This is a genomic window from Achromobacter sp. 1011811831, from assembly GCF_059760905.1.
The window spans coordinates 1-23,059 of sequence record NZ_JCBANG010000094.1; the positions used below are offsets into that span (position 1 = coordinate 1).

21 protein-coding genes are annotated in these 23,059 nt (G+C 69.6%); 12 read left to right on the top strand and 9 right to left on the bottom strand.

All coding sequences use genetic code 11. The features are described 5' to 3' along the window. Nucleotides 1-36: 36 nt before the first annotated feature. The 4 genes from pgaD to pgaA form a co-directional block, all read right to left on the bottom strand. On the bottom strand, nt 37-477 hold the full coding sequence (gene pgaD, locus AC6LJ9_RS25710; protein WP_498149724.1) for a poly-beta-1,6-N-acetyl-D-glucosamine biosynthesis protein PgaD: 441 nt from the start codon (nt 475-477) through the stop codon (nt 37-39). After that, complete coding sequence (gene pgaC, locus AC6LJ9_RS25715; RefSeq protein WP_498149725.1) at nt 474-1,811, bottom strand: poly-beta-1,6-N-acetyl-D-glucosamine synthase; 1,338 nt, start codon at nt 1,809-1,811, stop codon at nt 474-476. Before pgaC ends, pgaD begins: the two co-directional genes overlap by 4 nt. Beyond that, nucleotides 1,808-3,853 carry a poly-beta-1,6-N-acetyl-D-glucosamine N-deacetylase PgaB gene (gene pgaB, locus AC6LJ9_RS25720; RefSeq protein WP_498149726.1) on the bottom strand — a complete coding sequence of 682 codons (2,046 nt, stop codon included), beginning with the start codon at nt 3,851-3,853 and terminating at the stop codon, nt 1,808-1,810. The genes pgaC and pgaB overlap by 4 nt, the downstream gene beginning before the upstream one ends. 113 nt (nt 3,854-3,966) lie before the next feature. Beyond that, the gene (pgaA, locus tag AC6LJ9_RS25725) at nt 3,967-6,504 is read right to left on the bottom strand and encodes a poly-beta-1,6 N-acetyl-D-glucosamine export porin PgaA (protein ID WP_498149727.1); all 2,538 of its coding nucleotides are present in this window, start codon (nt 6,502-6,504) and stop codon (nt 3,967-3,969) included. A gap of 651 nt (nt 6,505-7,155) precedes the next feature. Here pgaA and AC6LJ9_RS25730 point away from each other — a divergent pair. Beyond that, on the top strand, nt 7,156-8,412 hold the full coding sequence (locus AC6LJ9_RS25730; RefSeq protein ID WP_498149728.1) for a GGDEF domain-containing protein: 1,257 nt from the start codon (nt 7,156-7,158) through the stop codon (nt 8,410-8,412). Here the strand turns inward: AC6LJ9_RS25730 and AC6LJ9_RS25735 are convergent. After that, on the bottom strand, nt 8,402-10,303 hold the full coding sequence (locus AC6LJ9_RS25735) for a S9 family peptidase (RefSeq protein ID WP_498149729.1): 1,902 nt from the start codon (nt 10,301-10,303) through the stop codon (nt 8,402-8,404). The genes AC6LJ9_RS25730 and AC6LJ9_RS25735 overlap by 11 nt on opposite strands. Before the next feature lie 233 nt (nt 10,304-10,536). Between AC6LJ9_RS25735 and AC6LJ9_RS25740 the strand changes: the two genes are divergently transcribed. Then, a complete protein-coding gene (locus tag AC6LJ9_RS25740; RefSeq protein WP_498149730.1) occupies nt 10,537-10,980 on the top strand; it encodes a BPTD_2524 family lipoprotein in 444 nt (147 codons plus the stop codon). Nucleotides 10,981-10,991: 11 nt separating this feature from the next. Here AC6LJ9_RS25740 and AC6LJ9_RS25745 read toward each other — a convergent pair whose 3' ends face one another. Then, entirely contained in the window at nt 10,992-11,408 is a 417-nt protein-coding gene (locus AC6LJ9_RS25745) for a PaaI family thioesterase (protein WP_212320134.1), read from the bottom strand. 112 nt (nt 11,409-11,520) lie between these two features. Between AC6LJ9_RS25745 and dinB the strand changes: the two genes are divergently transcribed. Next, nucleotides 11,521-12,603, top strand: coding sequence for a DNA polymerase IV (gene dinB / locus AC6LJ9_RS25750; RefSeq protein ID WP_212320132.1), 1,083 nt, complete (start codon nt 11,521-11,523; stop codon nt 12,601-12,603). A gap of 208 nt (nt 12,604-12,811) precedes the next feature. Here dinB and AC6LJ9_RS25755 read toward each other — a convergent pair whose 3' ends face one another. Together AC6LJ9_RS25755 and AC6LJ9_RS25760 are read right to left on the bottom strand one after the other, a co-directional pair. After that, nucleotides 12,812-13,270 (bottom strand): GatB/YqeY domain-containing protein, encoded by a 459-nt coding sequence (locus AC6LJ9_RS25755; protein ID WP_498149731.1) that lies wholly within the window; start codon nt 13,268-13,270, stop codon nt 12,812-12,814. Nucleotides 13,271-13,379: 109 nt separating this feature from the next. Then, nucleotides 13,380-14,237, bottom strand: a complete 858-nt coding sequence (locus AC6LJ9_RS25760) for a LysR family transcriptional regulator (protein ID WP_498149732.1) — start codon at nt 14,235-14,237, stop codon at nt 13,380-13,382. 88 nt (nt 14,238-14,325) lie between these two features. Here AC6LJ9_RS25760 and AC6LJ9_RS25765 point away from each other — a divergent pair, with 88 nt between their 5' ends. The 8 genes from AC6LJ9_RS25765 (at nt 14,326) to AC6LJ9_RS25800 (ending at nt 22,205) form a co-directional block, all read left to right on the top strand. Beyond that, nucleotides 14,326-14,715, top strand: a complete 390-nt coding sequence (locus AC6LJ9_RS25765) for a tautomerase family protein (protein WP_498149741.1) — start codon at nt 14,326-14,328, stop codon at nt 14,713-14,715. A 148-nt stretch (nt 14,716-14,863) separates the two neighbouring features. Then, nucleotides 14,864-16,096, top strand: a complete 1,233-nt coding sequence (gene hmpA, locus AC6LJ9_RS25770; RefSeq protein ID WP_498149733.1) for an NO-inducible flavohemoprotein — start codon at nt 14,864-14,866, stop codon at nt 16,094-16,096. A 61-nt stretch (nt 16,097-16,157) separates the two neighbouring features. After that, nucleotides 16,158-16,595, top strand: coding sequence for an Rrf2 family transcriptional regulator (locus AC6LJ9_RS25775; RefSeq protein WP_498149734.1), 438 nt, complete (start codon nt 16,158-16,160; stop codon nt 16,593-16,595). 184 nt (nt 16,596-16,779) lie between these two features. Further along, on the top strand, nt 16,780-18,027 hold the full coding sequence (locus AC6LJ9_RS25780) for a D-amino acid dehydrogenase (RefSeq protein ID WP_498149735.1): 1,248 nt from the start codon (nt 16,780-16,782) through the stop codon (nt 18,025-18,027). Nucleotides 18,028-18,197: 170 nt separating this feature from the next. Continuing rightward, nucleotides 18,198-19,112: a DMT family transporter gene (locus AC6LJ9_RS25785; protein WP_498149736.1), complete on the top strand. Its 915-nt coding sequence runs from the start codon at nt 18,198-18,200 to the stop codon at nt 19,110-19,112. A gap of 135 nt (nt 19,113-19,247) precedes the next feature. Further along, nucleotides 19,248-20,213, top strand: a complete 966-nt coding sequence (locus tag AC6LJ9_RS25790; protein ID WP_498149737.1) for a proline dehydrogenase family protein — start codon at nt 19,248-19,250, stop codon at nt 20,211-20,213. 44 nt (nt 20,214-20,257) lie between these two features. Beyond that, nucleotides 20,258-21,067, top strand: coding sequence for a helix-turn-helix transcriptional regulator (locus tag AC6LJ9_RS25795; protein WP_498149738.1), 810 nt, complete (start codon nt 20,258-20,260; stop codon nt 21,065-21,067). A gap of 130 nt (nt 21,068-21,197) precedes the next feature. Continuing rightward, a complete protein-coding gene (locus AC6LJ9_RS25800; protein ID WP_498149739.1) occupies nt 21,198-22,205 on the top strand; it encodes an alpha/beta hydrolase family protein in 1,008 nt (335 codons plus the stop codon). Here AC6LJ9_RS25800 and AC6LJ9_RS25805 read toward each other — a convergent pair. After that, the gene (locus AC6LJ9_RS25805) at nt 22,114-22,776 is read right to left on the bottom strand and encodes a flavodoxin family protein (protein ID WP_498149740.1); all 663 of its coding nucleotides are present in this window, start codon (nt 22,774-22,776) and stop codon (nt 22,114-22,116) included. The genes AC6LJ9_RS25800 and AC6LJ9_RS25805 overlap by 92 nt on opposite strands. 133 nt (nt 22,777-22,909) lie before the next feature. Here AC6LJ9_RS25805 and AC6LJ9_RS25810 point away from each other — a divergent pair. After that, the coding region (locus AC6LJ9_RS25810) for a LysR family transcriptional regulator (RefSeq protein WP_498149742.1) at nt 22,910-23,059 on the top strand (150 nt) is incomplete at its 3' end.

The window sequence follows — 23,059 nt, forward strand, 5'->3', positions numbered from 1 at the left end:
GGCCCGGGTCCTTGCGGCCCGGGCCCGCTCGCGGTTTCAGGCCACGCTGCGCAGCTGCGCGCGGGCCGGTTCGATGCCGATGATCTCGCCGCCGTCGCCATGATGGATGACGGCGACGCGGGCGCGGCGCAGCTGCTGCAATTGCGCGGGCGCGACGGTGAAGCTGCGCGCCAGCTGGGCGTCGCCGATGGCGGGCGCCCGGCGGCGACGGTCCTTGCCGGCGTAGCGCCGGTGGTTATAGAGCGCCCAGGCCACCAGCGCCGCGGCATTGGCCAGCGCCAGCGCGGCGTAGCCCCACAGCGTGTTGGCCGTGGGCAGGAACACCGCCCACAGCGAGGTCGCGGGCCCGCCGGCGGCCCCGCGCAGGATGGCGAGGACGCCGGCGCCGAACAGATAGACGAAGGCGAACCAGCCTCCGGCCGTGAGCAGCAGGTCGAACAGGTAGCCGGCGCGGGACCGGCGCGTGGTGATGATCATGATGCCTCCTTGGATTTGATGCCGCGATCAGGACTGGTCCAGCGCGCGCGCCGCGCCTGCCGGCGCAGCATGACCTTGGGAAAGCTCACCAGCGTGGTGAGCAGGCTCACCATCCAGTAGGCGAGCGGATACCAGATGACCCAGTAGAGCGAGCGCGCCAGCCCGGGCTCGTAGCGGCGGTCGATCAGGATGCTGACGGCGAACTGCAACAGGCAGACCACTGCCAGCATCATGCCGGTGAAGGCCGGCGGCAGCAGGCTGGCGATGTGCATGTTGTTGGGCAGCGCGACGACCTGGCTGACCAGCCACAGCAGCACCGAGATGGCGAAGGCGAAGGACCAGGCCGTGGACAGGCAGAATTCCGCCATCAGCGGCCACAGCCGGCGGTGGCGCCAGTTCCAGATCGAGCGCAGGTTCTTCAGGAAGACCTCGGCGCCGCCCTGGGCCCAGCGCAGCCGCTGCTTCCACAGCCCGCGCAGCGTCTCGGGCATCAGGATCCAGCACAGGCCGCGCGGTTCATAGAAGATCGACCAGTGGTCACGCTGCAGCTTCCAGCTGATGTCGATGTCCTCTGTGATCATGTCCAGGCTCCAGTAGCCGACCCGGTCCAGCGCCGTGCGGCGGAACGCCGCCACCACGCCGGACACGGTGAACACCTGGCCGTAGACCCGCTGCGTGCGCTTGATCAGGCCGATGATGGACGAGAATTCGCCCACCTGGATGCGGCCGATCAGCGTGGAGCGCGTGCGGATGCGCGGATTGCCCGTGACCGCGCCCACGCGCGGGTTGTCGATCAGCGGCGCCACCAGGTAGGCGGCGGCGTCCGGATCCAGCATGGCGTCGCCGTCGATGCAGACCAGGTACTCGCTGCGGGCCGCCAGCGCGCCCATGCGCAGCGCCATGGCCTTGCCCTGGTTCTGCGCCAGGTGCACCACGCGCAGCCGCTCGTGTTGCGCGGCCAGGCGGTCCAGCATCTGCGCCGTGCCGTCGCTGGAGCCGTCGTTGATGGCGATGACCTCGATGTGAGGATAGTTCTGGTTCAGCGCGGCCAGCAGCGTGTCCTGGCCGTTGTCGGCCTCGTTGTAGCAGGGCACCAGGATGGAAACCAGCGGATTGCCGGCCAGGGCCGGCGGTTCGCGGCGCGCGCCCCAGGCCCAGTGGCGCTCCCAGTGCCACCAGTAGTACAGGCCGCCGGCCATCCACAGGCCGGACATGAACAGCGGGTAGAAGAACACGAATCCCAGCAGCGCCTGGCTGGTCAGCACCAGGGCGAAGCCGAAGGGCGCGCTCAGCACCGCGCACAGGATGAGCAGGGCGAGAAGACGGTCGATCATCGGATGGGGAACCACGCTTCGGAGATGGCGGGCCGGATGCCTTGCAGCCGGGGCTGGTCTTGCGAGAAATCGTCGGGGTAGTAGCCGAAGCTGCGCGCGCCGCGCAGCTGCAGGCGCTGCATCCAGCCGGCCAGCGTCGCGGTGTCGACGGGCGTGGGCTTGGGTCGGCCTGGGCCGGTGCGCCAGTCGACGGCCTGCAGCTCGAACACGGTCCGGTCCAGCGCGTCCGGGCGGCGCCTGGCCACCGCGTCGACGATGCGGTCCAGCCAGGCCAGTTCCTGACCCGCCGGCACGTTTTCCATGTACGGCATGGCCATGGGCGCGGTCCAGTCGTAGGCATCGAGGAAGTCGTCGGGGTTCTGCGCGAACCAGGCTTCGCTGGCGGGGTTGAGCAGCGGCTCGGCGTACAGGTTGCGGGCGGTCTTGATGCGCGGGCCGCGCACGGCGCGGGCGCGCTCGGCGAGTTCAGTGGTGAAATCGACCAGGTGGCGGCTCTTGTAGCGGGTCCAGCGCTGCATCGTCTCGGGATCGGCGCGCAGCGCGGCGATGCTGCCGGGCAGGCCGGCGTGTCGGTACGCGGCCAGCGCCGCCGGGCCGGCGTCCTCGAAGTCGCCCAGCATCGCGTCATCGTGGAACAGGATGCCGTCGAAGAAGGCATGGCGCGCCAGGTCTTCGTACAGGTCGCCGATGCGCTGGCGCGCGACCGGATCGAATGGCGACAGGCGGCGGTACAGGTCGGGGTCCGGCGCGGGCGCGGCCTCGGGCTGTTTCGGATCCCAGCGGACCACGCGGGCGATCGACGGGTCCAGGTCCAGCGCCAGCACCGGCATCCAGGCATAGACGAACACGTCGGCGCGGTTGTGCAGCTGCCAGGCGACGCGGTTGAACAGGTCGGCCCGCATCGGCAGCCAGCGGTTCGGGAAGTACACCGAACGCACCAGGCCGTCGGCTTGCGGATCGGCGTAGGCCTGCAGGAACACCGTGTTGATCTGCATGTCCACGATGCGCTGCACCAGCTCGCCCAGGTTGCGGTCGGTCTGCGCCGGATCGGGATCGTAGATGTAGTCCAGGTCCACGTGCGCGACGCGCATCGCTGGCACCGTCTCGATGCTGGCCACGCTGCTGGCGAAATGCCGGATCGTGGGGTCGTTGGCCAGCAGCATGCGCGGCGTGGACATGAGCCGCGCCACGCGGCTGGGGCCGTCTTCCAGCGTCAGCGCCATCTGGTAGCCCTGTTCGCCGGCGATGCGCAGCGTGGTGCCGCCCTCGGCGCCATAGGGCCAGACCCAGACGCGCGGGGACTTGCCGGTGGCGCGGCGGATCTTGTCGCTGATGGCGGCCACGTCGCGGCCCATGCGTTGCTCGAAGCCGGCCTCGTTCTCGTAGCGGCCATTGCGCGCGTCGTACTTGCGCACGGCGGCGGCGGGCTCGGTGTTGCCCTGGGGATTGGCCAGCGCGCCGTAGTGCGAGGCGTCGGTGTGGGCGGCGATCTCCACCAGGCCGGAACGCGAGATCTCGCGCACGTCGTTCCAGTCCAGGAAGCGGCCGCGCGGCTGCATGTTGCCGCCGAAATCGACCTTCCTGTCGGCGGGCGTGTCCATCCACGTGCCGACCGGCGCCAGCACCGCCGGCCAGCCGTAGGCCTTGAGGATGGGCAGCACCCGGGTCAGGAAGCTGCGGTAGCCATCGTCGAAGCTCAGCAGCACGGCGCGCTCGGGCAGCGGCTTGCCGCCGGGCTGGCGGGCGGCAAGGATCTGGTCCACCGAGACGGCCTGGTAGCCGTTCTCGCGCAGCCAGTTCAGCTGGTCGACCAGCCGGTCGGTGCGCACGCTGAGAAAGCCCTGGTCGGGGTCTTCATCCTCCACGTCGTGGTAGGCCAGCGTCAGGAACTGGCCCTGCACCCAGGGTCGGTCGACCGGGGCCACCGGCCGCTCGGCCGGCGGGACGTAGACGGGGATGTCCTTGGCGCAGGCGCCCAGGAGCAGCGTGGCCAGCAGCAGCAGGCCCGCGAACAACAATCGGGGGAATCGAAGTTCAAGCAATTCAGTTCTCCGTGGCACAGCCTCGTCGGGGCCGCGCGGAGCCGGCTTTGCCGGTCCGCCGCGGCGTCCCCTTGAGGGGGGAGCGCGTAGCGCTGCGGGGGTGGGGGCCATCTTCAAAAGCGGTAGGCAAGATCGAACGTGATGCGCAGCTCGCGCTCGCGCCGGCCGTCATAGGGCCGGCTGATGCCGGTCACCATGGCGCCCATGTCGAGCACGTCGTTGGCGCGGTAGCGCTGGCCATAGCCCAGCGCGACCACGCCGCCGGTGCCATAGCCCTGCTGCGTGTAGGCGCCGGCGCCCAGCGTGCCGATCTGTTCCCAGGCGTTTTCGTAGCGGCGGTGCAGCGTGTGCGTCAGCCGCAGGCCGGGCAGCACCATCAGGTCCGAGCGGGGGTTGAAGTAGGGGCGTTCCGCGTCCAGGCTGTTGCGCTGCGAGGACAGTTCCAGCGTCAGGTCGGTCTTCAGGTGCGGCGTGGTGTGGATCCGCTCGCGGCCGTCCAGGCCCAGCGCCCAGCGCTGGTTGCCGTCGGAAAAGCGCGAGGGCGAGAGCCGCAGCGTCCATTCGCTGCGCTCGTGCGCGCGCCAGCGTGCATAGGCCGACATGCCGTTGGACGACACGCCGCTGGCCAGCGCGCGCAGCGGCGTGTCGCGCGACAGCCGTTCGGCCGAGCCGCCGATCTGCCAGTGGTCGTCCAGGTCGTAGGCGGCCGACAGGCGCAGGCCGGTCCTGGCGCCGTGGCCGTACTGGTTGGCGGACACTTCGCCCTCGACCGTCAGGTCGCGGCCGCGCCATTGCGCGCCGGCGCGCGCCCAGCGGTAGGTGCCGCGGCCTTCCTCGAAGTCGCCATTGGCGTAGCCGCCGCCGGCGAAGCCGCGCCAGTTGTAGTCCAGCGGCGGCGTATAGACCACCGCGTCGATGCCGAAATCGCCGCTGCCCGACACCGGGCTGTCGGAGGCCAGGCCACGGTAGCCGCTGATGCGCAGCTCGGCCTTGTTGTGGACCGCCCATTCGCGCGCCAGCCGGCGCGACAGCTGGTTCTCGGGCGCGCGCGCCAGCGTGTCCTGGCTGAGCGCCTCGGCCTGGCGCCATTCCTGCAGGGCCAGGGCGGTGAAGCCCTGGCCGTTCTCCACGCCGATGTTGCGCGGCGTCAGCGTCTCGGCCATTTTCAGCGTCCGCTCCGAGGCGCGGGGCAGCGAGCGGGCGCGGTACAGCGCGGCCAGTTCGCTCTTGAGCGTGGAGTTGTTGGGGGCGTTGCGCGCCATGCCTTCCAGGCGCGCCTGGGCCTCGGGCGTATCGTCGGCTTGCAGCCGCGCGCCGGCGTCGACCTGCATGCTTTGCAGGTGCAGGTCGTTGGGGATGCGCATGGGTTGGCCCTTGACGTAGACCCAGGCCGGATAGCCCTCGCGGGTTTCGTCCATGACTTGCGAGGCGCCGTTGAAATCCTCGGCCTCGGCCAGCGAGTAGTAGCGGCCGGTCTGGTTGCCGAGCCGGTCCACTGGATCGTCGTCGTGGCTTTCCTCGGCCTGGGCCACCTGCTGATAGATGGCGGCGGCCTGTTCCGGCTGGCGCAGGTACAGATAGGCGGAAGCGACATCACCCAGCGCGTAGCGCGGCACAGCCACTCCTTCGGCGCGCAGCGCCTCATACTCGTTCGCCAGATCACGCATGCGATAGCGGGCGTGCAGCGCGTGCAGGCGGTCGATGCGCGCCCGGGTGACATCGTCGCGGGTCTCGTCGCCCTGTGTCGACCAGGCCGGGATCAGCGCGTCGTAGTGCGCCAGGACGCGATCGGCGATGGCGAACCTGTCGGCCTCGTTGCGCGTCGGCATCGAGGCCAGGCGTACTTGCTCAGCCAGCGCGTCGGCCTGCAGCCTGCGCATCTGCGCTTCCGTGTAGAGCTCGGGCCGGCGCGTGGCGTGTTCCAGCGCAGGGCCGGCCATGCGAGCGCGCTGCAAGGCGAACACGTACTCGCGTTCCACGTAGGCGACGCCGGGCGCCAGGTCGCGCGCGCGGTCGGTCTCATACAACGCTTCAAACGGTGTATTCCTGCGCGCATGGACATAGGCCAGGGCCAGGCGGGCGTCCGCGTCCCGGGGCCGGGCGCGGACCAGCTGCTCGCCGGCGGCCAGCGCTTCGTCGAGCCGGTCGGCGTCCGCCAGCGTCATGGCGATGCCGGCGGCGAAGGCGGGCTGGGCCGGATAGGCGCGCATGCCGGCGCGGAACTGCGCCAGCGCTTCCGGCCAGCGGCGCAGGTCGCGCAGCGCGCGCGCCACGGCCAAGCGCACGTCGGCGGGCGGCTGCGCGCCGGCGGGCAATTGCGCGTAGGCCTGCGCCACCTCGTCGGGCCGGCCGGCCCAGCCGGCGATCAGGATGCGGTCCTTGATGGCGCGCGGGCCGCCGGCCGGACCCAGAGCGCGCAACATGGCCAGCGCCGGCTCGTGGTCGCCGGCGCGCGCGCGCAGGATCAGGGCGTCGTAGTCGTCGCCGGCCTGGGCGGGCGCGGGGGTGAGCAGGGGAGCCAGGGCGGCGCAGGCGGCGGCCAGGCAGCGCCGCAGGCGGGCTGGCGGCAGGGCGGCCTGCCCGCGGAGCCGGGGGAATGCGGCGGTCTTGCGAGGCGCCGGCGGCAAGTGTCTTCCATTCTTCTTGTGCATCTGTAAATCCGCAGTTGCGACATAAGGCGTCCACGTCCGCGCCGCCGGGGCGGCCAGCCGCCGGCCGGCCCAAAGGGCCGTCCAGGCTTGCGCCCACGGCATGGCCGAAAGCGCTCGCGCCCACGCGGCACGCGCTGGCGTCGGAAGTGAACAGTGGATTTCTTGATGCGCGGCGCCCGCTGCGGGGACCTTCGCACTCGCGCGATCGGAGTGCATGGCTAGTACGCGCCACGCCCGTAGGGCGTGATCGCGGCGCTTTCGTCGGCGCCGTCGATAGTCGCAACTTTAGGATGTTTCGTGGAAAGAGACTGTCAATTACTGCAAACGGGCAGCCACGGGCCAACGGCCTGGCGTATGCTTCCCAGCATCCCGGGATTGCTGCTTGTTTCCAGGGACTTAAAGGTTCAGGGCGGACGGATGCGCGGCCTGTTCAGGCTTTGTGCGCGTGGTTTCTTTTCGCCGTGCAGGTAACAAAAAGCGTCAAAAATGGATGCATGTAACGCCTTTCGCCATCGGGCCGCATATCGCGGCTGGCGACCAGGCGGCGCGGATTGCCCATCCCCCTCGCAGCGGCACGCGCGGGGAAACGAACCCAGTGAAACAGCGATTCCCTAAGGCCTGCGGAACCCGACGTTCCGCTTGGCAATCACCATGACAACTTCTCTGTTCTTCCTGATGTGGGGCCTGGCGACCGCGCTGGCCTTGCCGCTGTTGCTGCCGTTTCACGCCAGCGGCGCGCCCGGCGTGCGGGCATTCATGCTGGCCAATGCGTTGACGGTGGTGTCGTTGCTGGTATACGCGGCAGGCAGCTTCCTGCCGCTGAACGCGACCGTGATGGTCTCCAACACCGCCTGGGTCAGCGCGCTGGCCCTGGTCTATGTGGGCGTGCGGCAGTTCTTCGGGCTGCATCCGCAGGTGTGGCGCAGCGCCACCCTGGCGGCGCTGTGCATCGTGGCGATGGCGGCCATGCTGTACGGGCACGATCGGGTGGCCGCGCGCATCGTGCTGTTTTCCGTGATCACCTGCGTGGGCATGGTCGCCACGGCCTGTGTGATCTTCGACGGGCGCAGGCAGATCCGCACGCGCGGCGTGGCGCTGTATCTGCTGCTGTCCATCCTTGGACTGGCGGCGCTGCACCTGCTGCGCGTGCTGGTCTACGGCCTGGGCTGGGAAGCGCCCGGCTCGATGCTGCATCCCACGCCCTGGGCCCTGTTCTTCATCGTCGGCGGCTCGGTGACCGTGCCGGCGCTGTTCCTGGCGTTGCTGCTGCTGGTGCAGACCCGGATGTCCGAGCGCATGCAGGAGGCGCTGACCTTCGACAGCCTGACGCGGGCGTACTCGCGGCGCAGCATCATGGACGAGTTGCAGCACGAGCTCAGGCGCTGCGAGCGCAATGACGGTCGGCTGGTGGTGCTGTTGCTGGACATCGATTTCTTCAAGGCGATCAACGATCGCCATGGCCACGCCACCGGCGACCAGGCGCTGCGGCATTTCGCGCGGGTGGTGCAGCGCGCGGTGCGCGCCAGCGACCGTTTCGGCCGCCTGGGCGGCGAGGAATTCGTGCTGCTGATGTACGACTGCGAGCCGGCCAGCGCGCTGGTGCAGGCGCAGCGCGTGTGCGATGCGCTGCGCGACGCGCCGCTGCACGTCGTGGACGGCGAGATCAGGATGACCGTCAGCGGCGGGCTGGCCTCGTACCGGCGCGGCGATACCGCGGACGGCATCCTGGCGCGCGCCGACGTGGCGTTGTACCGCGCCAAGGAATTGGGCCGCGACCGGGTGGAAACCGGCGGCTCGGTCGGTTTCGGCGCGGCCGCGACCTGGGACTGGACGGCGCAGGGCGGGGCGGAAGCCGCCAATGCGGCCGTCGCGGCCAGCCCCGCGGGATCGAAGACGACTACGGCTTGAGGTGCTGGAGCAGGAACTTCTCCATGGCATCGTAGAACTCGAACTTGTTCTCGTCGTTGTGGAAGCCGTGGCCCTCGTTGTCCTTGACCATGTATTCCACGTTGACGCCGCGCGCCTTCAGCGCCTTGACCATCTGGTCGCTTTCGTCCTTGTTGACGCGCGGATCCTTGGCGCCCTGGGCCACGAACAGCGGCGTCTTGATGCGGTCCGCGTGCAGCGCCGGCGAGGTCGCGGCCAGGCGGTCCTTGTCGCGCACGGGGTCGCCCACCATGTCCTGCATCTTGGCCAGCATAGGCTTCCAATAGGGCGGGATGGTCTGCATGAAGGTGAACAGGTTGGACACGCCCACGTAGTCCACCGCCGCCGCGTACAGGTCGGGCGTGAACGCCACGCCGGCCAGCGTGGCGTAGCCGCCGTAGCTGGCGCCGTAGATGCCCACGCGCTTGGGATCGGCGATGCCCTGCTTGACCAGCCAGGCCACGCCATCGCTGATGTCGTCCTGCATCTTCAGGCCCCACTGGCCGAAGCCGGCTTCCCAGAAACGGCGGCCATAGCCGGTCGAGCCTCGGAAGTTCATCTGCAGCACGCAAAAGCCACGGTTGGCCAGGAATTGCACTTCGGGGTTGTAGCCCCAGCCGTCGCGCGCCCAGGGGCCGCCGTGCGGATTGACGATGCACGCCAGGTTCTTCGGATCGCGACCGGCCGGCAGCGTCAGGTAGCCGTGGATGGTGAGGCCGTCGCGGCTCTGGTAGCTGATCGGCTGCACGCGCGCCATGCCTGCTTCGGGCAGCGACGGGTTCAGGTCGGCCAGCTTGCTCAGCGTGTCCGAGGCGGCGTCGTACAGGTAGCGCGAGCCCGGCGTGCGGTCGTTGTAGGCGGCGACGATGAACTTGTTCTCATCGCGGTTCGAGCCCTGCAGCGCCAGGTCGTAGCCGGGCAGCTTGGCCGTCAGCTTCTTGAACAGCGTTTCGGTCTGGGCGTCGAAGAACTTGTACTGCGGCTTGTCGGTCTGGTAGACGGCCAGGGTCAGCACGCGGCGCTTGCGCGAGTAGGCGGCCGCGTCCAGGTCGACTTCCTGCGGCGCGTAGATTTCTTCCTCGACATCGGGCCTGGCCGGGTCGATGACAACCAGCGCCAGCTTGTCGCGGCCTCGGTTGGACTGGGCGTAGAGCTTCTTGTCGTCGAAGGTGAAGAAGGCCGGATGGACGCTGGTGCGGTAGTCGGTGGTGATCAGCGGCCGGAATTCGGCGGCCTCGTCGTCGCGGTAGAGCAGGGTGGTGTTCAGGCCGTCGCTGGCGACGGCGGCGCGCAGCTTGCCGGCGTGGTCGGTCTGCCAGCCGACGATGTTGCCGGGATTGCGCGCCACCAGCTCGGCGGCGCCGCTGCGCACGTTGACGCGGTACACGTCGAAGACCTGCGGATCACGCTGGTTGTGCGTGACCAGCACGTGGTCCGGATCGTCCTCCAGGTCGTCGATGATGCTGGCGCGCACGTTGTCGTAGGGCGTCAGGTCGGTGACCTTGCCGGTCCTGGCATCCACCGCCAGGACGTGGAAGTTCTCGTCGCCGCCGAAGTCCTTCTGGTAGAGCACCACGTCGGGGCCTTTCCAGAAGAAATTGCTGATATCGCGCGCGGTTTCGCTGGTGAGCTTGCGCGGCTCGCCCACGAGCGCGCTGCCGTTCAGCGGCTGCACGAAGATGTTCATGCGCGCCGGGCTGCCGTCCGTGCTGGCCGGCTGCATGAAGCCCAGCGTCTTGCCGTCTTCGGACAGGCGGAAGTAGCCGCGCTCGGGGTTGCGGAAGAAGTCCTTGAGCGGATAGCGCGGCGGCTGCGCGGCGCTGGCGCCCAGCGAGGCGCCCAGGATGCTGGCGGCGAAAAGGGTGTGCTTCATGAACGAAATCAAGATGGGATCTCCATGGATTTCCGTGCCCGCGCGGCCGGCGGCCCCGGCGGCCGCGAGGTAGGGGGGGCGCGCATAGCGCCGGCGGCGCGTTCGATGATGCCATAGGCGCGGCGGGGGTGTCGAACCGCCCGGCGGCGCGCGCGCGACGCCGGGCGGAGACGGGCTGTTTCTGCGCCAGGCCGGTTTGCGTGATAATCGCGCCTATCAATCTGGAGAGACTTATGTACAGGAATCTGGTCGCCTGCGCGCTGGCGCTCGGCCTTGCCGGCTGCTCGGTGGGCATCTCGGGCGACGGTTCGTCGCCCCACACCGAATTCAAGGCGGCGGTGAACTACAAGGACGCCTACGACGCGGCCATCCGGCAGGCCAATGCCTGCCTGCGCAGCACCGACAACGCCTACCGCGTGGTGCCCAGCCTGGACGAGGCCTCGCGCTCGGGCGAGGTCCGCGTGCTGGCGCCCTTCGCCGATACCGAGATGACGCGCGTGAACGTCAAGGCCGCCGGCGACAAGAGCACCGACGTGCGCATCGTGGTCTGGGGCAAGGGCACCTGGGACGTGGAGGCGCTGCGCGCCATGAAGGACGCCGTGTCCTACAACCTGGTGTCCTGCAGTTCCTTCATGCCGCGCGATCCGCAGCCGCAGGCGCCGGCGCCGAAGAAATAGGCAGGGTCGACTCAGTCGCCGCCGGGTCGGCGGCGGACGATCTTGAAGGTCGCCGTGGCGCGCGCCACCAGTTCGCCGTTCTTGTCGCGCACGTCGCCCTCGCAGAAGGCGATCGACGCGCCACGGCGCAGGCAGCGCGCCTCGATCACCAGGTCGCCCGTGCCGGGCGACAGGAAAGTGGTGTTCATGTCGATGGTGGCCATGCCCTCGGTGCCGTCGGCCGAGCCGCGCGCGGCGGCGCTGAGCGTGAAGTCCAGCACGCTCATCAGCGTGCCGCCGTGGACGTCGCCGCGACTGTTGGTCAGGTCGCGGCGCCAGGGCAGCGAGGTGCGGGCATAGGCAGGCGCGATCTGCTCGGGGACCAGCCCGATGTAGTCCATGAAAGGAATGGTCAGGCCGAAATAGTCTTGCGGGGCGGTTGCGGTCATGGGCCGGTACGGGGAGAGGGAAGCAGGCGGGATTCGCGGTCATAATATATTTTTTGCGGCGCCCGCGCGCGCCATGCTCCGCCCGTTCTCATTCCGCGTTCGATCACCGACCATGCCCGAGCCTTTGCGCAAGATCGTACATATCGACATGGACGCGTTCTACGCTTCCGTGGAACAGCGCGACAACCCCGCGCTGCGCGGCCTGCCCGTGGTCGTGGCCTGGACCGGACCGCGCTCGGTGGTCTGCGCGGCCTCGTACGAGGCGCGGCGCTTCGGCGTGCATTCGGCCATGTCGGCGGTGCGCGCGCAGCGGCTCTGTCCGCAGGCGGTCTACGTGCCGCCCGATTTCAACCGCTACCGCGAAGTCTCGCGCCAGGTGCGCCAGATCTACGCGCGCCATACCGACCTGATCGAGCCGCTGTCGCTGGACGAGGCCTATCTGGACGTGACCGTCAACAAGGGCGGGCTGCCGTCCGCCACCGAGGTCGCGCAGGTCATCCGCCACCAGATCCGCCAGGAAACCGGGCTGACCGCCTCGGCCGGCGTGGCGCCCAACAAGTTCCTGGCCAAGATCGCCTCCGACTGGAACAAGCCCGACGGCCTGTTCGTCATCCGGCCCTCGAAGGTGCTGGATTTCCTGGCGCCGCTGCCTGTGCGCAAGGTGCCGGGCGTGGGCAAGGTGACGCAGGCGCGGCTGGAGCAGCTGGGCATCCAGACCGTGGGCGACCTGGCCACGCACGAGGTACAGGAGCTGGAGCACTATTTCGGCCGCTATGGCCGCCGGCTCTACGAACTGGCGCGCGGCATCGACGAGCGCGAGGTCGACGCCGACCAGCAGGTGCAGCAGGTGTCGGCGGAAACCACATTTTCGGAAGACGTGCGGCTGGAGGCGCTGGGCGAGGCCATCGACCGCATGGCGGGCAAGGTCTGGGACCAGGCGCTGAAGAAGGGCGCGCTGGGGCGCACCGTGGTGCTCAAGCTCAAGACCGACCGCTTCCGCATCCTGACGCGCAGCCTGACCAGCGCCAATCCGCCCTCATCGGCCGAGGAACTGGCAACGATCGCCAGGCTGCTGTGCGAACGGGTGGACCTGCCGCCACAGACGCTGTACCGGCTGGCCGGCGTCGGCATGAGCAACTTCGCCGACCCCCAGGAACAGTCCCGCCAGCCGGACCTCTTCGGCGGCGCCTTCTAAAGCGCCGCAACCCAATCTGAGACGGTGCCCCCAACCAGGGACGGTGCCCCCAACCTGAGACAGTGCCCCCAATCGGGGCCACACGGAGCCGGCTTTGCCGGTCCGTAGTGGTGCCCCTGGGGGCAGCGCGTAGCGCTTCGGGGGGAGTCTCTCCCTCCGGTCCGTAGTGGCGCCCCCTGTGGGGAAGCGCGCAGCGCTTCGGGGGAGGCTAAAGCTTTGCTTTTACTTGCTGCGACAGCGCCGTCATGTCGGCGCGGCCGGCCAGCGACTGCTTCAGCAGCGCCATGACCTTGCCCATCGCGGGCGCGCCGGTGACGCCCTGCGCGGCCACTTCGGCCAGCGCGGCGTCGATGGCGGCGGCCACTTCCTCGGGCGTGGCGGCCTGCGGCAGGAATTCCTGCAGCACGGCCAGCTCGGCCTTTTCCTGCTCGGCGGTCTCGGTGCGGCCGGCCTGCTCGAAGGCGGCGATGGACTCGCGGCGCTGCTTGACCTGCTTTTCGATGATGGCGGTGATCTCGGCGTCGTTCAGGTCGCGGCGTTCGTCCACTTCCTTCTGCTTGACGGCGGCCAGCAGGAATCGCAGCGTGGTCAGGCGTTCGGAGGCCTTGGCGCGCATGGCTTCCTTGACGGAATCGGAGAGTCGGGTCTTGAGCGTAGCGGTGCTCATGGATGAACCTTTGTGGTGTGTTGCGACGAAACCGTGAGTGTAAACCGGGCCGGCGCCAGGACTCGGGCGGCAAAGATAGTGGCGCGCGGCCTGCATGCGGGACGGCGCGCTAGCCGCGTATCGCGCCCTGGAACGCCGCCGACAGCGCGGCGAGCGCCTGCTGGGGGCGGCCGCCCCTGGCGCGCGTGTGCAGCAGCACCGGCAGGCGCGGCATCTCGGGCAGCCGCAGCCGGGGGCCGACATCGACGGCGCCGAACGGCAGCATGCGGGGCGCCAGCGCGGCCACGCCCAGCCCGGCCATGACGGCCGCCGCGACCGCCGCCACGCCGCCGCCGACGAAGACCTCGCGCCATGGCACCGCCGACTCGTCCAGCCGCCTGGCCGCCAGCGCGCGCACGCCGCAGGGCTCGGCGAGCGTGGCCAGCGGCAGCGGCTCGTCCGCGCGATGCTGCCAGTGCGGCGCCGCGAACCAGCCCAGCTGTTCCTCGGCCAGCACCTTGCCGTCGTCGCGGCCGGCATGCAGGCGCGCGATCACGGTGTCCAGCTCCCGCCGGTCATAGCTTTGCAGCAGGTCGCCCGAGGAGCCGATGCGGATTTCGATCAGGAGCTCGGGATCCTGCGCGTTCATGCGCGCGATCAGCGCGGGCAGCTCCGGGCCGGCCACGTGGTCGCTGATGCCGATGGTCAGGCGCTGCCGCGTTTCGACCGACAGGGCGAGCGCGCGCTCGTGCGCCGCCATGAGTTCCCGGGCGTGCTCAAGAAAGCCGGCGCCGCGCGCCGACAGCTCCACATGGCGGGGCGTGCGCTCGACCAGCCGGAAGCCGAGCCGGTCTTCGAGCCGCTTGAGCTTCAGGCTGACCGCGGCCTGCGTCATGCGCAGCGAATCCGCCGCCAGCGTGAAACTGCCCAGCTCGGCGATGCGGATGAAGGCCTTGACGGTGTCCAGGTCGAGCGAGCGCTCATTCATTTTGAAGCTTAATGACTGATATAAGTATGAATAAGGAAAAAGAATAACTAGTATGGATCGGGCCTACAACTCCACCGAGGAATTCACCATGCCACTCGTGCACATCGCCTTGCGCGCCGGAAAGCCGGAAGCCTACCGGCAGGCCCTCTTCGACGGCGTTTACCGCGCGCTGCGGGAAACCTTCAACGTGCCGGAAGACGACCAGTTCATGACCATCACGGAGCACGAGGCGGCGAACTTCCGCTACGGCGCGACCTATATGAACATCGCGCGCAGCGACGATCTGGTGTTCATCCAGATCACCGCCAACAATACGCGCGGCCTGGACCAGAAGAAGGCGCTGTTCCAGCGGATCGCGGCATTGCTGGGCGAGAGCCCCGGCCTTCGGGGGGAGGACGTGTTCGTGAACATCGTCGAGGTCGCGAAAGAGAACTGGTCCTTCGGCCATGGACTGGCTCAATACGCCGAATCCCCGTAAGGCGCCACGCGCGGCGCCGGTCCGCCCGCGGGATGGGCGGACGAGGCCCGGGCGGGCAGGGCGGCCATGGGTTTGCGGGAGGCTGTTTTAAAGATGTATTATTAATACATCTTTAAAAGCGAGCCCTCTCGCGCCCCTGGAGTCCTGGATGTCCCTTTCCCCCGCCCTGAGCCCCTCCGTCCGCGCCCTGGTCAAGGCCACGGCCCCGGTGCTGAAAACGCACGGCGTCGCGCTGACCCGTCACTTCTACGCGCGCATGTTCGAGCACAACCCCGAGCTCAAGCACATCTTCAACCAGGGACACCAGGCCGGCGGCGAGCAACAGCAGGCGCTGGCCGGCGCGGTGGCCGCCTATGCCGAGCAGATCGACGATCCGTCGGTGCTGGCGCCGGTGGTGACGCGCATCGTGCACAAGCACGTCAGCCTCGGCGTGCGTCCCGAGCATTACCCGATCGTGGGCAAGCATCTGCTGGCGTCGATCCGCGAAGTGCTGGGCGAGGCCGCCACCGATGAACTCGTCGATGCCTGGGCCGCCGCCTACGGCCAGCTGGCGGACCAGCTGATCGCCGAAGAGGCGCGGCTGTACGCTGATTCCGCCGCCAAGCCCGGCGGCTGGACCGGCTGGCGCGCCTTTCGCGTGGCGCGGCGCGAGGCGGAAAGCAGCGAAATCACCTCGTTCTACCTGGAGCCGGCCGACGGCGGCCAGGTGCCGGGCTACCAGCCGGGCCAGTATGTGTCGGTGCGCCTCTACGTGCCCGAACTGGGCCTGATGCAGCCGCGCCAGTACAGCCTGTCGGACGCGCCGGGACAGGGGCGGCTGCGCATCTCGGTCAAGCGCGAGCCGGGCGTGGCCGGCGCGCCAGCGGGCCGCGTGTCCAACGCCCTGCATGACCGCCTGCAGGTGGGCGGCGTGCTGGACGTGGCGCCGCCGCAGGGCGATTTCCAGCTGCGCGAGGCCGATGGCGCGCCCGTGGTGCTGCTGAGCGGCGGGGTGGGCCTGACGCCCATGGTGTCCATGCTGAACCACCTGGTGCAGGCCGACGACGGACGCCAGATCCGCTTCGTGCATGGCTGCCGCAACCGTGGCGCGCACGCCATGCGCGAGCACGTCAACGCCATCGCCGCCGGCCGAGGCAATGTGCGCAAGGCGGTCTTCTATGAGGAAGTGGACGGCGGGGACGAGCCGGGCCGCGACTACGACTACGCCGGCCGCGTCGACCTGCGCGCCATCCGCGACGCCGCCATCCTGCCCGGCGCCGACTACTACCTGTGCGGTCCGGCGGGCTTCATGCGCGCCCAGCGCGAGACGCTGCTGGCGCTGGGCGTGGGGGCCGACCGCATCCACGCCGAAGCCTTCGGCAGCGGCGGCGCGCCGGCCTGAACGCGGTGTATCCTGGCGGTCCGGCTTGCGCCGAGCTGCCGCCCTTTCCCTTCCAGCCGCCATGCAACTGAACCGCTTCACCGACTTCGGCCTGCGGGTGCTCATGTACCTGACGCAGTGCCGCGACCGCCCGACGGCGGTGACCATCCCGGAGATCGCGGACCGTTTCGGCGCGTCCCGCAACCACCTGGTCAAGGTGGCGCACTTCATGGCGCAGCGCGGCTGGGTGGTCACCACGCGGGGCAAGGGGGGCGGGCTGTGCCTGGCGCATCCGCCCGCCGCCTACCGGCTGGGCGACTTGGTGCGCGAGCTGGAAGAGCAGGGGCCGCTCATCGATTGCCGCGAGCCGCCCTGTGCGCTGGACGGCGCCTGCCGGCTGTCCGGCGTGCTGGCCCAGGCCATGCAGGCCTTCTTCGACGGGCTCAACGCCCACACGCTGGCCGACCTGGTGCGCGACCCGACAGGCGCGGCCATCATCCGGCTGCATCGGGCGGCCTGAGCCATCGCGGTCCTGGCCGGCTGTGCCGCTGCCGGCCAGCGCCTGCTGGCCGCGCCGTTCCGCGCCCGGCTCGCGTTCACCCTGGGACATGATCTTTTGTTATGGGTCCGCCCGGTATTGGCATTTGCCGCCGGCGGGCCGGCGCTCCAGAATAGGCCGCAGTGTCAGTCTATTTGGATAAGGTATGCGGGTTTGCGTGATCGGCGCTGGCGTGGTGGGCGTCACCTCGGCCTATTTCCTGGCGCGCCAGGGGCATGACGTGGTGCTGGTCGACAGCCAGCCCCGTCCTGCGGAAGTCTCCAGCTACGCCAACGGCGGCCAGCTCAGCTACAGCTACGTCGCGCCGCTGGCCGGCCCGGGGGTGCTGCCCAGCGTGCCCGGCTGGCTGCTGCGCTCGGACTCGCCGCTGCGCTTCCGGCCCAGGCTGGATCCGCATCAATGGCGCTGGTGCCTGCAGTTCGCGCTGGCCTGCCGCGCCTCGGTGGCGCGCGCCTCGACCGCCGAGCTGCTGACCCTGTCCTACCTCAGCCGCGACGCCATGCACGCGCTGCTGGCCCAGGAAAACCTGGACTTCGGCCATCTGAAGAATGGCAAGCTCATCGCCTATCGCAGCGCCGAGCTGCTGGACAAGGCGCGCGCGCTGGTCGCCTACCAGGCCGCGCACGGCGCCGACCAGCAGGTGCTGGACGCCGCCCAGACCCTGGCGCTGGAGCCGGCCCTGGCCGGCATGGGCGCCAGCCTGGCGGGCGCGATCTACACGCCCAGCGAAGAGGCGGGCGATTGCCGCCAGTTCACCGAGGCATTGTTCGACCGCCTGCAGGGCATGGCCAACGTGCAATGCGCGATGTCCAATCCGGTCTCGGGCCTGCAGCGGGAAGGCCGCCGCGTCGTGGCGGTGCAGAGCCGCGACGGCGACATCGGCGCGGACGCGGTGGTGCTGGCGACCGGCATCGGCACGCGCGCGCTGCTCTCGCCGCTGGGGCACGACGTACCGCTCTATCCGCTCAAGGGCTACAGCCTGACCGTGCCGCTGGCCGACGACGACCGCATGGCGCCCGCCATCAGCGTCACCGATTACGAACGCCGCATCGTGTACGCCCGCGTCGGCGGCGTGCTGCGCATCGCGGCGATGGTGGACATCGGCGGCGTCGACGCGCAGATCGACCCGGACCGCATCGCGCTGCTCAAGCGCCAGGTCCACGAGGCCTTTCCCGGCCTGGACCTGCGCCAGGCCATTCCCTGGGCCGGACTGCGGCCGGCCACGCCCAAGGGCAAGCCGCTGATCGGCCGCAGCCACGCCGCCGACAATCTGTGGCTGAACATCGGCCAGGGCGCGCTGGGCTTCACGCTGGCCTGCGGCAGCGCGGCGTTGCTGAGCGCGCAGATGGGCGGGCTGGAGCTGCCGCTGGATCCGGCGCCGTTCCGGCCCTGAGTCCTGGCCGCCTCGACGGGGCAGCCCGCAGGGGGATGTCCTTTTTGCGATAGCGATTGCCTTTTCATCGGCAGACGGGCCGATCCGGCATCAATAGGATGGCGGTTCCGTTGCGCCGGGCCTGCCCGGCGTAGCGGAAACCGATTCCCATTCTTCGGGTGAGCCCCATCATGTCCTATCTGTTCCCCCTGTTCGCCATCCTGTTCTGGGCGGGCAACGTCATCGTGTCCAAGATGGCGGCCAGCGCCATCTCTCCCACCGCCATCACCTTCTACCGGCTGGTCCTGGCCCTGGCCATCATGGGCCTGTTCACCGCCGTGCCGGCCTGGCGCAACCGCAAGATCATTCTGCGCCACTGGCCCAAGCTGGCGCTGTACGGCGCGCTGTCCTCGGCGGTGTTCCAGGCGCTGTCCTACCGCGCCGCCGAAACCACCACCGCCACCAACATGGCGATCGTGACCGCGCTGATTCCGCTGCTCAGCATGCTGCTGAGCGTGGTGGTGCTGCGCGACCCGCTGACCCTGGGCATGGCGTTCGGCGGCGTGCTGTCCTTCCTGGGCCTGCTGTACCTGGTGGGGCAGGGCGACATGCTGGCCGTGTTCCACAACGGCGTGCACGTGGGCGACGGGCTGATGCTGCTGGCCGCGTTTTCCTACGCGCTGTACGGCGTGCTGCTGCGCCACTGGAAGGTGCCGCTGCCTGCCTGGCAATCGACCTTCGTGCAATCGTTCTTCGCGCTGCTCTACATGCTGCCGCTGTTCCTCAAGGTGCCCGCCGCCCAGGCCGCGCTGGACATGAAGACCGTGCCGCTGATCCTGTACGCCGGCATCTTCTCGTCGGTGCTGCTGTCCTTCCTGTGGATCGAGGGCGTGCACCGGCTGGGGCCCAACCGTTGCAGCATCTTCATCAACCTGCTGCCGCTGTTCACCGCCATGGCCGCCTTCGTCCTGCTGCGCGAGCAGCTGCATGGCTACCACCTGCTGGGCGGCGCGGTGACGCTGGCCGGCGTGCTGCTGGCGCAGACCGTGCAGCGTCCGCTGTTCGGCCGTGGCGCCGGCGCCGCGCTGGCGGCCGGCAAGGCCTGAGTTCGCCGGCGCGGTATCGCGGGCGGCCCGCGCAGGGCGGCCCGCGTCGCGCGGCGTACGGGCGGGCCCGCACGGGCGTTCAAGACAGCGGTCCGGCCCGCGCGCACAGTGGCGCTCTTTTGCACAGGAGCGCCCATGAGCATCTTCCAGAAGGCCGCCATCGCGCTGGCGCGCAGTCCCGGCGCCGGCCGCCTCATGCGGGCCACCGCCGCCGGCAGCGCGCTGGCCGGCCGCTTTGTCGGCGGCGCCACGGCCGGGCAGGCGGCGGCGACCGCCGCGCGCCTGCGCGAGCGGCACGGCATCCGCGCCTCGCTGTTCTATCTGGGTGAATACGTCGCCGACCCCGCCATCATCGAACAGACCGTCGAGCAGACCGTCGCCGCCTGCCGCGCGCTGGAGGCGGCGGGCCTGGACGTGCATGTGTCGATTGATCCCACCGCCATCGGCTACGCGCACAGCGACGCGCTGGGCCGCGACAATGCGCGGCGCATCGCGTCGGCGGCGCGGGGGGCCGCCGGCGGGGGGCGCGACTGGGTGGTGCTGGACATGGAGGACGACGGCATCCGCGAGCGTACCTGCGCGTTGCATCGGGACCTGCTGGACGACGGCTTGCCGGCGGGCCTGACGCTGCAGGCGCGGCGCCTGCGCACCCTGCGGGACCTGGAGTGGGCGGTGCGCCAGCGCACCTCGCTGCGCCTGGTCAAGGGGGCCTTCCCGGTGCGCGCGCTGGACCATCGCGGCCGCGCGCGCATCGACGCGGCCTATCTGGAGGCGGCCGCGATTATGCTGTCGCCACAGGCGCGCGCGGCGGGTTTCCTGCCGGTGTTCGGCACCCATGACGACCGGCTGGCCGGCGCGCTCATGGCCCTGGCGCGCGAGCGTGGCTGGGCGCCCGACGAGTTCGAGTTCGAGATGCTGTACGGCGTGCGCACCGACTGGCAGCTGGCCCTGCGCGCGATGGGCTATAACCTGCGGGTGTATCTCCCGTTCGGCGCCGACTGGTGGCCGTATGCCATCCGCCGGGTGGGGGAGCATCCCCGCAACGCATGGCTGTTGGCGCGATCCCTGAATTCGGATGGATACGCGGCGGGTCAGGGCTAGGAAACTGGTCCCGACCGACACGGCCGGATCCGGTTCTTGCATCGATGGCGGTTTCCCAACATATCTGGCATTGCGGCGCCGGCCTGCCCGGCGACGTGCTCATCACCGACCTGCGCGCCTATCGCTACGGGCCGCATTTCCATGACGCCTGGTCGATCGGCGCGATCGACTATGGCGCCTGCGCCTTCACCGTGCGCGATGTACCGCATCTGGCTCAGGCCGGCGATCTGGTCGTGATCGCGCCGGGCGACGTGCATACCGGCGGCACGTCCGAGAAGCCACTGGGTTATCGCATGCTCTACGTGGAGCCTTCCTGGCTCGATGACCACGCGCGCGCGCTGCTGGGCGCGGCGGCGGCGTTCGACGGTCCGGTGATCCGCGATCCCGCGCTGTGCGCGCAATGGCTGGCGGCGCTGGCGCCGCAAGACATGGACGAAGCGGGCCGGGCCGAGCGCATCTCGGCCGCGCTGTTCGCGCTGCTGCGCGGGCACGCGCGCGCCGCCGGGCCGATGGCGTCCGAGGATGAGGATGTCTGCGACCGGCTGCGCGCGCGCATGGCGCGGGACCCGGCCTGCGCGCCGGACCTGGAGGCGCTGGCCCGGGCGCAGGCCCGCCACCGCACCACGCTGGTCAAGCAGTTCGCGCGCCGCTACGGCCTGCCGCCGCAGGCCTGGTTGCGCAACTGGCGCGTGGCGCGGGCGCGCGAACTGCTGCGCGGCGGCCTGCCGCTGGCCGACGCCGCGCATGCCGTGGGCTTCGCCGATCAGGCGCATATGACGCGGGTGTTCAAGCAGGTCTATGGCAGCACGCCGGGCGTGTTCCGCAAGGCCTCGGCTGCCGTCCGGCTGCCCTGAAAGGTCGATATGGCATTCCTGAGATTCATGTAATGGACAACCATTAATCGCTTGAGAGGAGAATTTTCCCAATATCTAATGAACCTGCATGTGCGCATGCCTGTTTTTTCGATTGATATTGAGGAATGCCATGAGCCAGCCGCAACGCATCACGATACCGACCGCCGACGCGACCGCGCTGGGCGGTTTCCTCTGGCGCCATCCGCCGCGCGCGCGGGACGGCGTGGCGCAACCCGCCGGCGCCGCGCGCGGTGGCCACGGCTGCGGCAGGGACGGCGGACCGGGCCTGGTCATCATCAACGCCGCGACCTCGGTGCGCTGCCGCTATTACTCGCGCTTCGCCGAATACCTGCACGGCCACGGCTTCGACGTGCTGACCTACGACTATCGCGGCATCGGCGAATCGCGGCCGGCGTCGATGCGCGGCTTCCAGGCGTCGTGGATGGACTGGGGCCAGAAGGATTTCGAGGCGGTGCTGGCCTATGCACGGCGCGAGTTTCCCGGCCAGCCGGTGGACGTGGCCGCGCACAGCATCGGCGGTTTCGTGACCGGGCTGGCGCCGTCCAGCCATCGCCTGCGGCGCATCTTCACCATGGGGGCGCAGTACGCCTACTGGCGCGACTACGCGCCGGAACGCCGGCTGCGCATGCTGGCCAAATGGCATCTGGCCATGCCGGTCCTGACCGCCTGCCTGGGCTACTTTCCCGGCCGGCGGCTGGGCTGGCTGGAGGACACGCCGCGCGGCGTGGTGCGCGACTGGAGCTTCATGGGGCCGCGCTTCGAGGCGCGCGGCGCGTCGGCCGACGGCATGGATCCGCGCGTGGCCAGCATGGCGGCGGTGACGGCGCCCATCCTGGCCCTGAGCGTGACGGACGACGAGTTCGGCACCGAGGCCGCCATCGACCGGCTGCTGGCCTACTACACCGGCAGCGCCCGCACCCATCTGCGGCTCTCGCCAACGTCGATGGGGCTGGCGTCGATCGGCCATTTCGCCTTTTTCCACGAGCGCTTCCGCAACACGCTATGGCCGATCGCGCTGGGCTGGCTCACGCGCGGGCAGTGGGCGCCGCTACCGGCGACTCCCATACGTTGTGACTGCGCGGCGTCTCTATCCGGTAGTCCGAGTATTTGCGCGTGAAGAATTCGGCGCCCAGCGTCCGCGCGGCGAGCAGCGGCTGGCGCGGATCGGCCGCGATCTCGCCCCGGCTGTTGCCGGCGCCATGCACGAAGCCGACGAAGTCCGAATGCGTGTAGCGCGCGAATTCCTGGATCTGGTGCACGATGCCCAGCGCCGCGCCCGGATAGGTTTCCTCGGACGCCACGGCCAACCCCAGCCGCTTGCCCTGCATGCGCGTCTTCACGTCCTCCGGGCCGTCGCCTGAACCCGCGTAGTGGCTGAATGAGCGGTCGAAGAACGCCTTGGTCTGCGCCGACATGCCGTACCAGTAGATGGGGGTGCAGAACAGCACGCCGCGCGCCGGCAGGAAGTGGCGCAGGAACAGTTCGTCGTAGCCGTCGTCCGGCGCCGGCGCATGCCGCAGGTCCGTCAGGAAATGCTTGATGTAGTCGTCCAGGAACAGCAGCTCGGCCGCGATGCCGGCCGTTTCGGTGCCGTGCCGGGCGGCCTCGGCCAGCGCGGCGCTGTTGCCGTCGCGGCGAGGGCTGCCCACCAAGATGAGCAGCTTGTTGGATTGATGATCTGAATTCATGCTTGAGTCCTTGTTCATGAACGGCGAAAGCGCCGTTTTCAGGATGAAAATTTAGGGTCTTTTGCCGACATCGGACAAATGAGGAATCCTGCTTTAAGATGAGAAAGAATCATCTATAAGGCCTGCCTTATCCATGTTCGCCAACCTGCCCGTGACCGCGCTGCGCACCTTCGAATCGGCCGCGCGGCTGCGCAGCTTCAAGCTCGCGGCGGCCGAGCTGGCGGTCACGCCCACCGCCGTGTCGCACCAGGTCAAGGCGCTCGAACAGCGCGTGGGCTTCGCG

Coding starts and splice junctions, on each gene's coding strand:
- AC6LJ9_RS25730 (WP_498149728.1), top strand. CDS start 7,156: ATGACAACTTCTCTGTTCTTCCTGATGTGGGGCCTGGCGACCGCGCTG.
- dinB (WP_212320132.1), top strand. CDS start 11,521: ATGCCCGAGCCTTTGCGCAAGATCGTACATATCGACATGGACGCGTTC.
- hmpA (WP_498149733.1), top strand. CDS start 14,864: ATGTCCCTTTCCCCCGCCCTGAGCCCCTCCGTCCGCGCCCTGGTCAAG.
- AC6LJ9_RS25735 (WP_498149729.1), bottom strand. CDS start 10,303: ATGAAGCACACCCTTTTCGCCGCCAGCATCCTGGGCGCCTCGCTGGGC.
- pgaA (WP_498149727.1), bottom strand. CDS start 6,504: ATGCACAAGAAGAATGGAAGACACTTGCCGCCGGCGCCTCGCAAGACC.
- AC6LJ9_RS25755 (WP_498149731.1), bottom strand. CDS start 13,270: ATGAGCACCGCTACGCTCAAGACCCGACTCTCCGATTCCGTCAAGGAA.
- AC6LJ9_RS25775 (WP_498149734.1), top strand. CDS start 16,158: ATGCAACTGAACCGCTTCACCGACTTCGGCCTGCGGGTGCTCATGTAC.
- AC6LJ9_RS25740 (WP_498149730.1), top strand. CDS start 10,537: ATGTACAGGAATCTGGTCGCCTGCGCGCTGGCGCTCGGCCTTGCCGGC.
- AC6LJ9_RS25805 (WP_498149740.1), bottom strand. CDS start 22,776: ATGAATTCAGATCATCAATCCAACAAGCTGCTCATCTTGGTGGGCAGC.
- AC6LJ9_RS25790 (WP_498149737.1), top strand. CDS start 19,248: ATGAGCATCTTCCAGAAGGCCGCCATCGCGCTGGCGCGCAGTCCCGGC.
- AC6LJ9_RS25765 (WP_498149741.1), top strand. CDS start 14,326: ATGCCACTCGTGCACATCGCCTTGCGCGCCGGAAAGCCGGAAGCCTAC.
- pgaC (WP_498149725.1), bottom strand. CDS start 1,811: ATGATCGACCGTCTTCTCGCCCTGCTCATCCTGTGCGCGGTGCTGAGC.
- AC6LJ9_RS25760 (WP_498149732.1), bottom strand. CDS start 14,237: ATGAATGAGCGCTCGCTCGACCTGGACACCGTCAAGGCCTTCATCCGC.
- AC6LJ9_RS25785 (WP_498149736.1), top strand. CDS start 18,198: ATGTCCTATCTGTTCCCCCTGTTCGCCATCCTGTTCTGGGCGGGCAAC.
- AC6LJ9_RS25745 (WP_212320134.1), bottom strand. CDS start 11,408: ATGACCGCAACCGCCCCGCAAGACTATTTCGGCCTGACCATTCCTTTC.
- AC6LJ9_RS25795 (WP_498149738.1), top strand. CDS start 20,258: ATGGCGGTTTCCCAACATATCTGGCATTGCGGCGCCGGCCTGCCCGGC.
- pgaD (WP_498149724.1), bottom strand. CDS start 477: ATGATCATCACCACGCGCCGGTCCCGCGCCGGCTACCTGTTCGACCTG.
- AC6LJ9_RS25780 (WP_498149735.1), top strand. CDS start 16,780: ATGCGGGTTTGCGTGATCGGCGCTGGCGTGGTGGGCGTCACCTCGGCC.
- AC6LJ9_RS25800 (WP_498149739.1), top strand. CDS start 21,198: ATGAGCCAGCCGCAACGCATCACGATACCGACCGCCGACGCGACCGCG.